Source organism: Bradyrhizobium sp. 21 (assembly GCF_023073335.1).
GTDB lineage: Bacteria > Pseudomonadota > Alphaproteobacteria > Rhizobiales > Xanthobacteraceae > Bradyrhizobium.
The window spans coordinates 60,849-72,963 of sequence record NZ_JADPJG010000017.1 but is presented as its reverse complement, the minus strand read 5'-3'; the positions used below and the strand labels follow the sequence as shown (position 1 = coordinate 72,963).

22 protein-coding genes are annotated in these 12,115 nt (G+C 63.2%); all 22 read left to right on the top strand.

The window, feature by feature from the left end; all coding sequences use genetic code 11:
• The 22 genes from rplD to IVB31_RS18585 all read left to right on the top strand — a co-directional run bounded on the left by rplD (nt 1) and on the right by IVB31_RS18585 (nt 12,112).
• A complete protein-coding gene (gene rplD / locus IVB31_RS18690) occupies nt 1–621 on the top strand; it encodes a 50S ribosomal protein L4 (RefSeq protein ID WP_211399436.1) in 621 nt (206 codons plus the stop codon).
• The gene (locus IVB31_RS18685; protein ID WP_007603019.1) at nt 618–920 is read left to right on the top strand and encodes a 50S ribosomal protein L23; all 303 of its coding nucleotides are present in this window, start codon (nt 618–620) and stop codon (nt 918–920) included. Before rplD ends, IVB31_RS18685 begins: the two co-directional genes overlap by 4 nt.
• Nucleotides 921–932: 12 nt before the next feature.
• Complete coding sequence (gene rplB, locus IVB31_RS18680; RefSeq protein WP_247324981.1) at nt 933–1,766, top strand: 50S ribosomal protein L2; 834 nt, start codon at nt 933–935, stop codon at nt 1,764–1,766.
• Nucleotides 1,767–1,778: 12 nt separating this feature from the next.
• Nucleotides 1,779–2,057: a 30S ribosomal protein S19 gene (rpsS, locus tag IVB31_RS18675; protein WP_008136357.1), complete on the top strand. Its 279-nt coding sequence runs from the start codon at nt 1,779–1,781 to the stop codon at nt 2,055–2,057.
• A 10-nt stretch (nt 2,058–2,067) separates the two neighbouring features.
• Nucleotides 2,068–2,454, top strand: a complete 387-nt coding sequence (rplV, locus tag IVB31_RS18670) for a 50S ribosomal protein L22 (RefSeq protein WP_092034894.1) — start codon at nt 2,068–2,070, stop codon at nt 2,452–2,454.
• Between the two features lie 18 nt (nt 2,455–2,472).
• Nucleotides 2,473–3,192, top strand: a complete 720-nt coding sequence (rpsC, locus tag IVB31_RS18665) for a 30S ribosomal protein S3 (RefSeq protein WP_247324980.1) — start codon at nt 2,473–2,475, stop codon at nt 3,190–3,192.
• A gap of 31 nt (nt 3,193–3,223) precedes the next feature.
• Nucleotides 3,224–3,637 (top strand): 50S ribosomal protein L16, encoded by a 414-nt coding sequence (gene rplP / locus IVB31_RS18660; protein ID WP_247324978.1) that lies wholly within the window; start codon nt 3,224–3,226, stop codon nt 3,635–3,637.
• Nucleotides 3,638–3,642: 5 nt separating this feature from the next.
• Entirely contained in the window at nt 3,643–3,849 is a 207-nt protein-coding gene (gene rpmC, locus IVB31_RS18655; protein ID WP_007603026.1) for a 50S ribosomal protein L29, read from the top strand.
• Nucleotides 3,850–3,862: 13 nt separating this feature from the next.
• Complete coding sequence (gene rpsQ / locus IVB31_RS18650) at nt 3,863–4,111, top strand: 30S ribosomal protein S17 (RefSeq protein WP_247324977.1); 249 nt, start codon at nt 3,863–3,865, stop codon at nt 4,109–4,111.
• A gap of 83 nt (nt 4,112–4,194) precedes the next feature.
• A complete protein-coding gene (gene rplN, locus IVB31_RS18645; RefSeq protein WP_007603030.1) occupies nt 4,195–4,563 on the top strand; it encodes a 50S ribosomal protein L14 in 369 nt (122 codons plus the stop codon).
• Nucleotides 4,563–4,877 carry a 50S ribosomal protein L24 gene (gene rplX / locus IVB31_RS18640; RefSeq protein WP_247324975.1) on the top strand — a complete coding sequence of 105 codons (315 nt, stop codon included), beginning with the start codon at nt 4,563–4,565 and terminating at the stop codon, nt 4,875–4,877. The genes rplN and rplX overlap by 1 nt, the downstream gene beginning before the upstream one ends.
• Nucleotides 4,870–5,427, top strand: a complete 558-nt coding sequence (gene rplE / locus IVB31_RS18635) for a 50S ribosomal protein L5 (RefSeq protein ID WP_247324973.1) — start codon at nt 4,870–4,872, stop codon at nt 5,425–5,427. Before rplX ends, rplE begins: the two co-directional genes overlap by 8 nt.
• 46 nt (nt 5,428–5,473) lie before the next feature.
• Nucleotides 5,474–5,779 carry a 30S ribosomal protein S14 gene (rpsN, locus tag IVB31_RS18630; RefSeq protein WP_247324970.1) on the top strand — a complete coding sequence of 102 codons (306 nt, stop codon included), beginning with the start codon at nt 5,474–5,476 and terminating at the stop codon, nt 5,777–5,779.
• Nucleotides 5,780–5,793: 14 nt separating this feature from the next.
• On the top strand, nt 5,794–6,192 hold the full coding sequence (gene rpsH, locus IVB31_RS18625; protein WP_247324968.1) for a 30S ribosomal protein S8: 399 nt from the start codon (nt 5,794–5,796) through the stop codon (nt 6,190–6,192).
• Between the two features lie 16 nt (nt 6,193–6,208).
• The gene (gene rplF, locus IVB31_RS18620; RefSeq protein WP_247324966.1) at nt 6,209–6,742 is read left to right on the top strand and encodes a 50S ribosomal protein L6; all 534 of its coding nucleotides are present in this window, start codon (nt 6,209–6,211) and stop codon (nt 6,740–6,742) included.
• An 11-nt stretch (nt 6,743–6,753) separates the two neighbouring features.
• Nucleotides 6,754–7,116 (top strand): 50S ribosomal protein L18, encoded by a 363-nt coding sequence (gene rplR / locus IVB31_RS18615; RefSeq protein ID WP_007603036.1) that lies wholly within the window; start codon nt 6,754–6,756, stop codon nt 7,114–7,116.
• A gap of 47 nt (nt 7,117–7,163) precedes the next feature.
• Nucleotides 7,164–7,754, top strand: a complete 591-nt coding sequence (gene rpsE, locus IVB31_RS18610) for a 30S ribosomal protein S5 (protein WP_247324964.1) — start codon at nt 7,164–7,166, stop codon at nt 7,752–7,754.
• Between the two features lie 25 nt (nt 7,755–7,779).
• Nucleotides 7,780–7,974: a 50S ribosomal protein L30 gene (gene rpmD / locus IVB31_RS18605; protein WP_247324961.1), complete on the top strand. Its 195-nt coding sequence runs from the start codon at nt 7,780–7,782 to the stop codon at nt 7,972–7,974.
• Nucleotides 7,975–8,047: 73 nt separating this feature from the next.
• Complete coding sequence (gene rplO, locus IVB31_RS18600; protein ID WP_247324958.1) at nt 8,048–8,533, top strand: 50S ribosomal protein L15; 486 nt, start codon at nt 8,048–8,050, stop codon at nt 8,531–8,533.
• A gap of 152 nt (nt 8,534–8,685) precedes the next feature.
• Complete coding sequence (gene secY / locus IVB31_RS18595) at nt 8,686–10,017, top strand: preprotein translocase subunit SecY (RefSeq protein WP_247324954.1); 1,332 nt, start codon at nt 8,686–8,688, stop codon at nt 10,015–10,017.
• Nucleotides 10,014–11,225: a preprotein translocase subunit SecY gene (locus tag IVB31_RS18590; RefSeq protein WP_247324952.1), complete on the top strand. Its 1,212-nt coding sequence runs from the start codon at nt 10,014–10,016 to the stop codon at nt 11,223–11,225. Before secY ends, IVB31_RS18590 begins: the two co-directional genes overlap by 4 nt.
• Nucleotides 11,222–12,112 (top strand): adenylate kinase, encoded by an 891-nt coding sequence (locus tag IVB31_RS18585; RefSeq protein WP_247324951.1) that lies wholly within the window; start codon nt 11,222–11,224, stop codon nt 12,110–12,112. Before IVB31_RS18590 ends, IVB31_RS18585 begins: the two co-directional genes overlap by 4 nt.
• Nucleotides 12,113–12,115 lie beyond the last annotated feature (3 nt).

The following is a 12,115-nucleotide window of genomic DNA, read 5'->3' as shown; positions in this document are numbered from 1 at the left end:
ATGGAACTGAAGGTCACCACCCTCGAGGGTAAGGAAGCCGGCTCGGTCCAGCTTTCCGACACCATTTTCGGCCTTGAGCCGCGCCAGGACATCATTGCACGTTGCGTGCAGTGGCAGCTCAACAAGCGTCAGGCCGGTACGCACAAGGCCAAGGGTCGCGCCGAGATCTGGCGCACCGGCAAGAAGATGTACAAGCAGAAGGGCACCGGCGGTGCTCGTCACGGCTCGGCCCGCGTGCCGCAGTTCCGCGGCGGCGGCCGTGCCTTCGGTCCGGTGGTGCGTTCGCACGCCACCGACCTGCCGAAGAAGGTCCGTGCGCTCGCTCTCAAGCATGCGCTCTCGGCCAAGGCCAAGGACGGCGATCTCGTCGTGATCGACAAGGCCGCGCTGGAGGCTGCCAAGACCAAGGCGCTGCTCGGCCACTTCTCCGGCCTGGGCTTGACCAACGCGCTGATCATCGACGGTGCCGAGCTCAACAACGGCTTCGCCGCTGCGGCCCGCAACATCCCGAACATGGACGTGCTGCCGATCCAGGGCATCAACGTCTATGACATCCTGCGCCGTCGGAAGCTTGTTCTGACCAAGGCCGCCATCGATGCGCTGGAGGCGCGCTTCAAATGACGAAGAACATCGAGCCTCGCCATTACGACGTGATCCTGTCGCCGGTCGTGACCGAAAAGGCGACGATCGCCTCGGAGCACAACAAGGTGCTGTTCAAGGTGGCCGCGAAGGCGACCAAGCCTCAGATCAAGGAAGCGATCGAGAAGCTGTTCGACGTCAAGGTCAAGAGCGTCAACACGCTGGTCCGCAAGGGCAAGACCAAGATCTTCCGCGGCAATCTCGGCTCGCAGTCGAACTCCAAGCGCGCGATCGTGACTCTCGAAGAGGGTCACCGGATCGACGTGACCACCGGTCTGTAAGGTCGTACGACGATGGCACTGAAGACATTCAATCCCACGACGCCGGGCCAGCGCCAGCTGGTCATGGTCGATCGTTCGGCGCTCTACAAGGGCAAGCCGGTCAAGGCGCTCACCGAAGGCAAGCATTCCTCGGGCGGCCGCAACAACACCGGTCGCATCACCGTGCGCTTCCGTGGCGGTGGTCACAAGCGGACGCTGCGCACTGTCGATTTCAAGCGTGAGAAGATCGACGTTCCCGCGACCGTCGAGCGGCTGGAATACGATCCGAACCGCAGCGGCTTCATTGCGCTGATCAAGTATCAGGACGGCGAACAGGCCTACATCCTGGCGCCGCAGCGCCTGGCCGTGGGCGACACCATCATCGCCGGCAACTACGTCGACGTGAAGCCGGGCAACGTCATGCCGCTCGGTAACATGCCGGTCGGCACGATCATCCACAACATTGAGCTCAAGATCGGGAAGGGCGGCCAGCTCGCCCGTTCCGCGGGCACCTATGCCCAGCTCGTCGGTCGCGACCATGACTACGTGATCGTCCGCCTGAATTCGGGCGAGCAGCGCCTTGTGCACGGCCGCTGCCGCGGCACGATTGGCGCGGTGTCGAACCCGGATCACATGAATACCTCGATCGGCAAGGCCGGCCGCAACCGCTGGCTGGGCCGCAAGCCGCACAACCGCGGCGTTTCGATGAACCCGATCGACCATCCGCATGGCGGTGGTGAGGGTCGTACCTCGGGCGGTCGCCACCCGGTCACCCCGTGGGGCAAGCCGACCAAGGGCAAGAAGACCCGCACCAACAAGTCGACCAACAAATTCATTCTCCTAAGCCGCCACAAGCGGAAGAAGTAAGGAACGCCGGACATGGTTCGTTCAGTCTGGAAAGGCCCGTTCGTCGAGGGTTCTCTGCTCAAGAAGGCAGATGCCGCCCGCGCGTCCGGCCGTCACGACGTCATCAAGATCTGGAGCCGTCGCTCGACCATCCTGCCGCAGTTCGTCGGCCTGACCTTCGGCGTCTACAACGGTCAGAAGCACGTCCCGGTAGCGGTCAACGAGGAAATGGTCGGTCACAAGTTCGGCGAGTTCTCGCCGACCCGGACCTTCCATGGCCACTCCGGCGACAAGAAAGCCAAGAAGGCTTGAGGATTAAACGATGAGCAAACCTAAGCGCGAACGGAGCCTCGCCGAGAACGAGGCCAAGGCGGTCGCCCGGATGCTGCGGGTGAGCCCGCAGAAGCTCAACCTGGTCGCCCAGCTCATTCGCGGCCGCAAGGCGGCTTCTGCGCTCGCCGATCTGCAGTTTTCGCGCAAGCGGATCGCGGTCGACGTGAAGAAGTGCCTGGAATCGGCTATCGCGAATGCCGAGAACAACCACGACCTCGACGTTGACGATCTCGTCGTGGCGCAGGCCTTCGTCGGCAACGGCCTCGTGATGAAGCGCTTTGCCGCCCGCGGCCGTGGCCGCTCGGGTCGTGTCTACAAACCATTTTCGCAGCTGACGATCATTGTTCGTCAGGTCGAAGCCGAAGCAGCGGCTTAAGGGACGCAGGAGAACACGATGGGTCAAAAGATCAATCCGATCGGTCTGCGTCTCGGCATCAACCGGACCTGGGATTCCCGCTGGTTCGCCGGCAAGCAGGAATACGGCAAGCTCCTGCACGAGGACGTCAAGATCCGCGAGATCCTGCACAAGGAGCTCAAGCAGGCGGCCGTCGCCCGCATCGTGATCGAGCGTCCGCACAAGAAGTGCCGCGTCACCATCCATTCGGCTCGTCCGGGCGTGGTGATCGGCAAGAAGGGCGCCGACATCGACAAGCTTCGCAAGAGGGTCGCGGACATCACCTCGTCCGACGTCGTCATCAACATCGTCGAGATCCGCAAGCCGGAGCTCGATGCGACGCTGGTGGCCGAGTCGATCGCGCAGCAGCTGGAGCGCCGCGTGGCCTTCCGTCGCGCCATGAAGCGCGCCGTGCAGTCGGCGATGCGTCTCGGCGCGGAAGGCATCCGCATCAACTGCTCGGGTCGTCTGGGCGGTGCGGAAATCGCGCGCATGGAGTGGTACCGCGAAGGTCGCGTGCCGCTGCACACGCTGCGCGCCGACATCGACTACGGCGTTGCGACCGCGTTCACGACTTTCGGCACCTGCGGCGTCAAGGTCTGGATCTTCAAGGGCGAGATCCTTGAGCACGATCCGATGGCCCAGGACAAGAGAATGGCCGAAGGCGAGACGGGTGGCAGTGGTGATCGCGGCGGCCGTCAGCGCCGTGACGCGGCCTGAGCCAGCACATAGAATTTGAGGGCTTGAAGCCATGATGCAACCTAAGAAAACGAAGTTCCGGAAGGCGCATAAGGGCCGCATCCACGGCGTTGCGTCTTCGGGCGCGACGTTGGCGTTCGGCCAGTTCGGCCTGAAGGCGACCGAGCCTGAGCGCGTCACCGCGCGCCAGATCGAAGCCGCTCGCCGCGCGCTGACCCGCCACATGAAGCGTGCCGGCCGCGTCTGGATCCGCGTGTTCCCCGACGTTCCGGTGTCGAAGAAGCCTGCCGAAGTCCGCATGGGCTCCGGCAAGGGCGCGCCGGAATTGTGGGTCGCGCGCGTCAAGCCGGGCCGGGTGCTGTTCGAGATCGACGGCGTCACCACCCAGACCGCGCGTGAAGCGCTGACCCTGGCGGCAGCCAAGCTGCCGATCAAGACGCGCTTCGTCGAGCGCATTGCGGAGTAATGGCCATGGCCCAGATGAAAATCGAAGACATCCGCGCGTTGAGCCCCGATCAGCAGGATGACGCCATCCTGAACCTGAAGAAGGAGCGCTTCAACCTGCGCTTCCAGCGCGCCACCGGGCAGCTCGAGAACACCTCGCGCCTGCGCGAGGCCCGCCGTGACATCGCCCGGATCAAGACCGTCGCCGCGCAGACGCGCGCGAAGAAGAAGTAAGAGGCTTACGAAGATGCCGAAACGTACTTTGCAGGGCGTGGTCGTCAGCGACAAGCAAGCCAAGACCGTCGTGGTGCGCGTCGACCGCCGCTTCACGCACCCGATCTACAAGAAGACGATCCGCCGTTCGAAGAACTACCACGCGCACGACGAGAGCAACGAGTTCAAGCCGGGCGACATGGTGTGGATCGAGGAATCGAAGCCGATTTCAAAGTTGAAGCGCTGGGTCGTGATCCGGGGCGAACACAAGAAAAGCGCCTGATCTGCCGGCTTTAGCCGACTGACTTCAGGGAAATGTTGAGCGCCGGCTGGGCTGGCGCAAATAGAAGAGGACGAGGTGCATCAATGATTCAGATGCAGACCAACCTCGACGTGGCCGATAATTCTGGCGCACGCCGTGTCATGTGTATCAAGGTGCTCGGAGGCTCCAAGCGCCGCTACGCCACGATCGGCGACATCATCGTCGTCTCGATCAAGGAAGCGATTCCGCGTGGCAAGGTGAAGAAGGGCGACGTGATGAAGGCCGTCGTGGTGCGCGTCCGCAAGGACATCCGCCGCGCCGACGGTTCGGTCATCCGCTTCGACCGCAACGCCGCCGTTCTGATCAACAATCAGTCCGAGCCGGTTGGCACCCGTATCTTCGGGCCCGTACCGCGCGAGCTGCGCGCCAAGAACCACATGAAGATCATCTCGCTCGCGCCGGAGGTGCTGTGATGGCTGCGAAGATCCGCAAGGGCGACAAGGTCGTCGTGCTGACCGGCCGCGACAAGGGCCGCACCGGCGAGGTGTTCGAAGTGCGTCCCGATGCCGGTACGGCGCTCGTGCGCGGCATCAACATGGTCAAGCGTCACCAGAAGCAGACGCAGGCCCAGGAGGGCGGCATCATCTCCAAGGAGTCGCCGATCCAACTGTCCAACATCGCGTATGCCGGCAAGGACGGAAAGCCGACCCGCGTAGGATTCAAGATTCTGGCGGACGGCAAGAAGGTCCGCATCGCCAAGAGCTCGGGAGCTGAGATCGATGGCTGAGGCCGCTTACACGCCGCGCCTGCGCGCGGAATACGACGCGAAGATCCGCACGGAGATGACCGAGAAGTTCGGTTATGACAACGTGATGCAGGTTCCTCGCCTGGACAAGGTCGTGCTGAACATGGGCGTTGGCGATTCCGTCAACGACCGCAAGAAGGCCGAGAACGCCGCCGCCGAGCTGACCCAGATCGCCGGCCAGAAGGCGATCGTGACCTACTCGCGTGTCGCGATCGCGACCTTCAAGCTGCGTGAGAACCAGCCGATCGGCTGCAAGGTCACGCTGCGCAAGGCTCGCATGTATGAGTTCATCGATCGCCTGGTGACGGTCGCGCTGCCGCGCGTCCGCGACTTCCGCGGCCTGAACCCGAAGAGCTTCGACGGCCGCGGTAACTACTCGCTCGGCCTCAAGGAACACATCATTTTCCCCGAGATCGACTTCGACAAGGTCACGGAAGCCCGCGGTATGGACATCACCGTCTGCACCACGGCCAAGACCGACGACGAGGCGAGGGCCTTGTTGACCGCTTTCAATTTCCCGTTCCGGCAGTGAGACGCTGACCTAAAGCCTCTCAAACGCGGATACCCAGGAGCCAAGCATGGCAAAGAAGAGTTCAATCGAGAAGAACAACCGGCGCAAGCGGATGGCGAAGAACGCCGCCCCGAAGCGCGAGCGGTTGAAGGCAATCATCGCCGACAAGACGCTGCCGATGGAGGAGCGCTTCGCCGCGACGTTGAAGCTGGCGGAAATGCCGCGCAACTCCTCGGCCACCCGCATCCGTCTGCGTTGCGAGCTGTCGGGCCGTTCGCGCTCGAACTATCGCTTGACCAAACTGTCCCGCATCGCGATGCGCGACCTTGGCTCCAAGGGCTTGGTCCCGGGCCTCGTGAAGTCGAGCTGGTAAGGAGGGTCGGTTAGATGTCTACGCACGATCCAATCAGCGATCTGATCACCCGTATCCGCAACGCGCAGATGCGCTCGAAGAGCAAGGTCTCCACGCCTGGCTCGAAGATGCGCGAGAACGTGCTCGAGGTCCTGAAGTCCGAAGGCTACATCCGCGGTTACGCCACGCTCGAGCACTCTTCGGGCCGTAGCGAGATCGAGATCGAGCTGAAGTATTTCGACGGCGAGCCCGTCATCCGCGAGATCGAACGGGTCTCCAAGCCCGGGCGTCGTGTCTACGCCTCGGTGAAGGCTCTGCCGCGGGTTAATAACGGGCTTGGTATTTCGGTGTTGTCGACCCCGAAGGGGATCATGGCCGACCACAGTGCGCGTGAAGCGAACGTGGGCGGTGAAGTTCTCTTCACGGTGTTCTGAGAAGGATTTTTGATCCATGTCACGTGTTGGCAAAAGGCCGGTAGCGGTGCCCTCGGGCGTTACCGCGACCGTCGACGGTCAGACCGTCAAGATGAAGGGGCCGAAAGGCCAGCTTCAGTTCGTCGTCCATAGCGACGTCGAGGTGAAGCTCGAGAACGGCCAGGTCAAGGTGAACCCGCGGGTCGAGACCAACCGCGCACGCGCGCTGTACGGTACCGCTCGCGCCCAGGTCGCGAATCTGGTCGAAGGCGTCACCAAGGGCTTCGAGAAGAAGCTCGAGATTACCGGCGTCGGTTACCGCGCCGCGATGCAGGGCAAGAACCTGCAGCTCGCGCTCGGCTACAGCCACGACGTGGTCTACGCGATCCCGGAAGGGATCACGATCACCGTGCCGAAGCCGACCGAGATCACGGTGACCGGCAGCGACATCCAGCGCGTCGGCCAGGTCGCCGCCGAGATTCGCTCCTATCGTCCGCCGGAGCCCTACAAGGGCAAGGGTGTGAAGTATGTTGGCGAATTCATCTTCCGCAAGGAAGGCAAGAAGAAGTAACGGAGCCGGTCATGTCGAAAGCCAAGGTTACGAATGCCCGGCGCAAGCGCAGTGTACGGCTGAAGCTGCGCCGTTCCGGTGGCGGCCGTCCGCGCCTGTCGGTGTTCCGCTCGTCCAAGCACATCTACGCCCAGGTCATTGATGACCTGAAGGGCGAGACGCTGGCCTCTGCCTCCTCGCTCGAGAAGTCGATGCGCGACGGCGGCAAGACCGGCGCCGACATCGATGCGGCGAAGGCGGTCGGCAAGCTGCTGGCCGAGCGCGCCGCCGAGAAGGGTGTCAAGGAAGTCGTGTTCGATCGCGGCAGCTACCTCTATCACGGTCGCGTCAAGGCTCTTGCCGACGCAGCGCGTGAGAGCGGGCTGAGCTTCTAACAGAATTTGAGGATTGAGGCGTAAGCCTCTGAAGGATTGGAAAAACCATGGCAGAACGCGAACAACGTGGTGGACGCGATCAACGCGGCGGCGGCGGACGTGACCGCCGGGAGGAGCGCGACAGCGAGTTCGTCGACAAGCTCGTCCACATCAATCGCGTGGCCAAGGTCGTCAAGGGCGGCAAGCGCTTTGGTTTCGCAGCGCTGGTCGTGATCGGCGACCAGAAGGGCCGCGCCGGCTTCGGTCACGGCAAGGCGCGCGAAGTGCCCGAGGCGATCCGCAAGGCAACCGAGTCCGCCAAGCGCAACCTGACCCGCGTCTCGCTGCGCGAGGGCCGCACGCTCCATCACGACATCGCCGGCCGTCATGGCGCGGGCCGTGTCTACCTGCGTGCAGCTCCGGCCGGTACCGGTATCATCGCCGGCGGCCCGATGCGCGCCGTGTTCGAGACGCTCGGCGTCCAGGACGTGGTCGCGAAGTCGATTGGCTCGTCGAACCCGTACAACATGGTTCGCGCGACCTTTGACGCGCTGAAGCATCAGGATTCGCCGCGTTCGGTCGCAGCCCGCCGCAATATCAAGGTGTCCACCCTCCAGTCCCGCCGTATCGGTGGTGACGCCGAGGCGGTTGCCGAATAACGGAAGCTTTTCGGAGTAGACCACGATGGCCAAGGCCGCAAAGACGATCAAGCTCGAGCAGACCGGCAGCGCGATCCGCCGTCATCACTCGCAGCGTTCGACGCTGATCGGGCTCAAGCTCAACAAGATCGGCCGCACCAGCGAACTGCCGGACACCCCGGCGGTCCGCGGCATGATCTTGAAAGTTCACCATCTCGTTCGCATCGTCGACGAGAAGTAAGCAAAGGCGCACGATCCCGAAAGCGGAACCCGTTTTCGGTGAAGGTCATGCGCAAGAAACAAGGAGCAGGGCGATGAAGCTCAGCGATATCGCCGACAACGCCGGCTCGCGCAAGAAGCGTATGCGCGTCGGTCGTGGCATCGGTTCGGGCAAGGGCAAGCAGGCTGGCCGCGGCGGCAAGGGCCAGACCGCGCGCTCGGGCGTGCGCATCAAGGGTTTCGAAGGCGGCCAGATGCCGTTGCATCGCCGGCTGCCCAAGCGCGGCTTCAACAACATCTTCCGCGTCGAGTTCGCCGAGATCAATCTCGATCGGCTCCAGGACGCGGTCGATGCCAAGAAGATCGACGCGGGTAGCGTCGTGAACGTCGAATCGCTGGTGAAGGCCGGCGTGCTGCGCCGCCCCAAGGGCGGCCTGCGGCTTCTCGGCCGCGGCGAGCTCAAGTCGAAGCTCAACATCGAAGTCCACGGCGCCACCAAGACCGCGATCGAAGCGGTCGAGAAGGCCGGCGGTTCGGTGAAGATCCTCGCGCCTGCCAAGGAAGAAGGCGAGGCGGCGTAACAACTGCGTCATTGGCCCGCGCCTCGCGGGCCTTTACGCATGCGGGACGATGGACTTATCGAAGCCGTAGCCCCAGATAATGTCCGGTGTCCGGTATAATGTAGCCCGGCCGCGGGCATGACGGCGCAAAAGGCGGCGGGAGAAAGTCCAAGATGGCCTCTGCAGCGGAACAACTGGCAGCCAATCTCAATTTCGGTGCGTTCGCCAAGGCTGACGAACTGAAGAAGCGCATCTGGTTCACCCTGGGTGCGCTGCTCGTTTATCGGCTCGGGACCTACATCCCGCTGCCCGGCATCGATCCCAATATCTGGGAGCAGGTGTTCCGTTCCCAGGCGGGGGGCATCCTCGGCATGTTCAACATGTTCGCCGGCGGTGGCATCCACCGCATGGCGATCTTCGCGCTGAACATCATGCCGTACATCTCGGCCTCGATCATCATCCAGCTCCTAACCACCGTCTCGCCGCAGCTCGAGGCGCTGAAGAAGGAGGGCGAGTCCGGCCGCAAGCTTCTGAACCAGTACACCCGCTATCTCACGGTGATCCTGGCCGCGTTCCAGTCCTATGGCATCGCGGTGGGCCTCGAAGGCGCCGGCAACGTCGTCAGCGACCCCGGCATGTTCTTCCGCCTGTCCACGGCGATCACGCTGACCGGCGGCACCATGTTCCTGATGTGGCTCGGCGAGCAGATCACCTCGCGCGGTATCGGCAACGGCATCTCGCTGATCATTCTCTCCGGTATCGTCGCCGAGCTGCCCGCGGCGCTCGCCAACATGCTCGAGCTCGGCCGTCAGGGTGCGATGTCAACCGGCCTGATCCTGGTCGTCATCATCATGGCGGTTGCCGTGATCGCCTTCATCGTGTTCGTCGAGCGCGCCCAGCGCCGGCTGCTGATCCAGTATCCGAAGCGCCAGGTCGGCAACAAGATGTTCGAAGGCCAGTCCTCGCATCTGCCGCTCAAGCTCAACACCTCGGGCGTGATCCCGCCGATCTTCGCGTCCTCGCTGCTGCTGCTGCCGACCACGGTTGCGAACTTTAACGCCGGCAGCGGGCCCGAATGGTTCCAGTGGATCACCACGCAGCTCGGCCACGGCCGTCCGCTGTTCCTGATCATGTATCTGGCGCTGATCGTGTTCTTCGCCTTCTTCTATACCGCGATCGTGTTCAATCCGACCGAGACCGCGGACAATCTGAAGAAGCACGGCGGCTTCATTCCGGGCATTCGTCCCGGCGAGCGGACCGCGGAATATATCGACTACGTGCTGTCGCGCATCACCGTGCTCGGCGCGATCTATCTGGCGATCGTCTGCTTGATCCCGGAAATCCTGATCTCCTACGCTTCGGTGCCGTTCTACTTCGGCGGCACCTCGTTGCTGATCGTCGTCAGCGTCACCATGGATACGGTGGCGCAGGTGCAGGGCTATCTGCTGGCGCATCAGTATGAGGGCCTGATCCGGAAGTCGAAGTTGCGCGGCCGCCGTAGATGAGCGGGGAGCTCGCGCGCCGGATCGCTTTCACGATTGGCGCGCTGCTCCTTTTCAGGCTCGGCACTCAGATCCCGATCGCGGGACTGAACATTTCGAGCCTCCCGCCGACGTCGCACGTCATCGGCCGCCTCTCGCTCTTTGCCCTTGGCCTGATTCCCTATCTCACCGCCGCGATCCTCATTCGGCTCCTGTCCGTGGTGTGGCGCGGCCTGAATTCGCTCGAACGGTCGGGCGAGGGCGGTCGGCGCAAGGTCGCCCGTGCCACGCTCGGACTCACGCTGGGTCTGGCGGCCTTTCAGGCCTATGGCATCGCCTCCGCGCTGACCACCATCCCGGGCATCGTCAGAGATCCTGACGGCTGGTTTGTGTTAACGGCCACCGCCACGATGGTCGGCGGGGTCTGCGTGCTGGTGTGGCTGAGCGAACAGATAACCCGCCACGGCATCGGCAACGGTCTGGCGCTGATCTTGAGCGTCGGCATGCTCGTCTCCATTCCGCGCGACGTCGCCGGCATTTTGGAGCTCATGCGGACAGGCGCCGTCTCGAGCAATCTCGTGCTCGCCTGTGCCGTTTTCTGGGTCGTGACCGTCGCGGTGATCGTGCTGGTCGAAGGTGCGCGGCGAAATATTCAGGTCGAATTTGGCGCGCTCTATGTCGGCGCCCGGCAGCTGCCAGTGCGCGCGGGCGTACTGCCGATCAAGCTCAACAGCGCCGGGTTTCTGATTCCAGTCACCGTGGCGGCGTGGATATTCTTTCTGCCACTCGCCTTTGCGGGGCTCATTCTGGGCGGCGATCACCCCCTGGTCGCCGCGGCCTACCGGCATCTCCAACTGGGGCAACCGGCGCACGTCGTCCTCGTGTCGATCGCCGTGCTGATACTCGCCTTCGTCTACACGGCTCATGTCGTCGACCCCGAGCACGCCGCCGAATCGCTCGCCCGGCACGGTGGCGTCATTCCGGGTGTTGCTCCCGGCGAGGCGACCGCCGACCATCTCGATCGCGTCGTGTCATTGACGACGGTCGTCGGAGCCGTCTACCTGACGGCATTGCAGTTGATTCCGGAGGTCTTCGAGCTTTACGGGATCGGGCTGCCTTATAATATGATCATCAATGGTGGTGCGGCGCTGGTCGTGGTGTGTACCGCTCTTGATATCAAAACACAGGTGCGCGACGTATCGCTCACCAATCCGGGGGGCGTACGCCGATGAGAATTATACTTCTGGGACCGCCGGGATCGGGCAAGGGGACCCAGGCACAGCTGCTGGTGCAACGCTATGGCATCGTCCAGCTCTCGACCGGCGAGATGTTGCGTGCGGCCGTGGCGGCCGGAACGCCGGTCGGGCTCAAGGCCAAGGAGATCATGGCCAGCGGCGGCCTCGTGCCCGACGACGTCGTGGTCGGAATCATCTCCGACCGGATCGATCAGCCGGACGCCAGAAACGGTTTCATCCTCGACGGTTTCCCGCGGACCGTGCCGCAGGCCGAGGCGCTGGACGGGCTGCTCAAGCACAAGCACCTCAAGCTGGATGCCGTGATCGAGCTCCGCGTCAACGAGAGCGCGCTCCTGAACCGTGTCGAGACTCGCGTCGCCCAGATGCGGGAGCGCGGGGAGGAGGTCCGGCTCGACGATACCCCGGAGGTCCTGACCAAGCGACTCGCCAGCTACCGCAACCAGACGGAACCGCTGATTCACTACTATTCCGAGCGACGGAAGCTCTCGACAATCGACGGCATGATGGCCATCGACGAGGTCACCCGCGCCATCCATCGCCTGCTCCTGGCGCTTGGGGCGGTCGAGCCCAAGACCCGCGCGCGGAGCGCGGCCAAGGCGGGCCCGGCCAAAAAGGCCAAGGGAACTAACAAGGGAACTAAGAAGGCGGCGAAGAAGTCGGCTAAAAAACCGGCAAAAGTGGTAAAAAAGCCCGCCAAATCGGCTAAAACCGCTAAAAAGGCCGCCAGGAAAGCCGTGAAGGTTGCCAAGAAGGCGACCAGGAAAATGGTCAAAAAGGCAGCCAAAACGATCGCCAAGAAGGCTGTCAAAAAAGGTTCGAAGAAGGGACCAAAAAAGGTCACGAAAAAGCGAGCCAAGCGTTAGCGG

What these genes read in the sequence shown, in the direction of transcription:
- IVB31_RS18685 (WP_007603019.1), top strand. Translation starts at nt 618, where the DNA reads ATGACGAAGAACATCGAGCCTCGCCATTACGACGTGATCCTGTCGCCG.
- IVB31_RS18585 (WP_247324951.1), top strand. Translation starts at nt 11,222, where the DNA reads ATGAGAATTATACTTCTGGGACCGCCGGGATCGGGCAAGGGGACCCAG.
- rpsC (WP_247324980.1), top strand. Translation starts at nt 2,473, where the DNA reads ATGGGTCAAAAGATCAATCCGATCGGTCTGCGTCTCGGCATCAACCGG.
- rpsS (WP_008136357.1), top strand. Translation starts at nt 1,779, where the DNA reads ATGGTTCGTTCAGTCTGGAAAGGCCCGTTCGTCGAGGGTTCTCTGCTC.
- rplE (WP_247324973.1), top strand. Translation starts at nt 4,870, where the DNA reads ATGGCTGAGGCCGCTTACACGCCGCGCCTGCGCGCGGAATACGACGCG.
- rplO (WP_247324958.1), top strand. Translation starts at nt 8,048, where the DNA reads ATGAAGCTCAGCGATATCGCCGACAACGCCGGCTCGCGCAAGAAGCGT.
- rplF (WP_247324966.1), top strand. Translation starts at nt 6,209, where the DNA reads ATGTCACGTGTTGGCAAAAGGCCGGTAGCGGTGCCCTCGGGCGTTACC.
- rplN (WP_007603030.1), top strand. Translation starts at nt 4,195, where the DNA reads ATGATTCAGATGCAGACCAACCTCGACGTGGCCGATAATTCTGGCGCA.
- IVB31_RS18590 (WP_247324952.1), top strand. Translation starts at nt 10,014, where the DNA reads ATGAGCGGGGAGCTCGCGCGCCGGATCGCTTTCACGATTGGCGCGCTG.
- rplB (WP_247324981.1), top strand. Translation starts at nt 933, where the DNA reads ATGGCACTGAAGACATTCAATCCCACGACGCCGGGCCAGCGCCAGCTG.
- rplR (WP_007603036.1), top strand. Translation starts at nt 6,754, where the DNA reads ATGTCGAAAGCCAAGGTTACGAATGCCCGGCGCAAGCGCAGTGTACGG.
- rplX (WP_247324975.1), top strand. Translation starts at nt 4,563, where the DNA reads ATGGCTGCGAAGATCCGCAAGGGCGACAAGGTCGTCGTGCTGACCGGC.
- secY (WP_247324954.1), top strand. Translation starts at nt 8,686, where the DNA reads ATGGCCTCTGCAGCGGAACAACTGGCAGCCAATCTCAATTTCGGTGCG.
- rpmD (WP_247324961.1), top strand. Translation starts at nt 7,780, where the DNA reads ATGGCCAAGGCCGCAAAGACGATCAAGCTCGAGCAGACCGGCAGCGCG.
- rpsH (WP_247324968.1), top strand. Translation starts at nt 5,794, where the DNA reads ATGTCTACGCACGATCCAATCAGCGATCTGATCACCCGTATCCGCAAC.
- rplD (WP_211399436.1), top strand. Translation starts at nt 1, where the DNA reads ATGGAACTGAAGGTCACCACCCTCGAGGGTAAGGAAGCCGGCTCGGTC.
- rpsN (WP_247324970.1), top strand. Translation starts at nt 5,474, where the DNA reads ATGGCAAAGAAGAGTTCAATCGAGAAGAACAACCGGCGCAAGCGGATG.
- rpsE (WP_247324964.1), top strand. Translation starts at nt 7,164, where the DNA reads ATGGCAGAACGCGAACAACGTGGTGGACGCGATCAACGCGGCGGCGGC.
- rplP (WP_247324978.1), top strand. Translation starts at nt 3,224, where the DNA reads ATGATGCAACCTAAGAAAACGAAGTTCCGGAAGGCGCATAAGGGCCGC.
- rplV (WP_092034894.1), top strand. Translation starts at nt 2,068, where the DNA reads ATGAGCAAACCTAAGCGCGAACGGAGCCTCGCCGAGAACGAGGCCAAG.
- rpsQ (WP_247324977.1), top strand. Translation starts at nt 3,863, where the DNA reads ATGCCGAAACGTACTTTGCAGGGCGTGGTCGTCAGCGACAAGCAAGCC.
- rpmC (WP_007603026.1), top strand. Translation starts at nt 3,643, where the DNA reads ATGGCCCAGATGAAAATCGAAGACATCCGCGCGTTGAGCCCCGATCAG.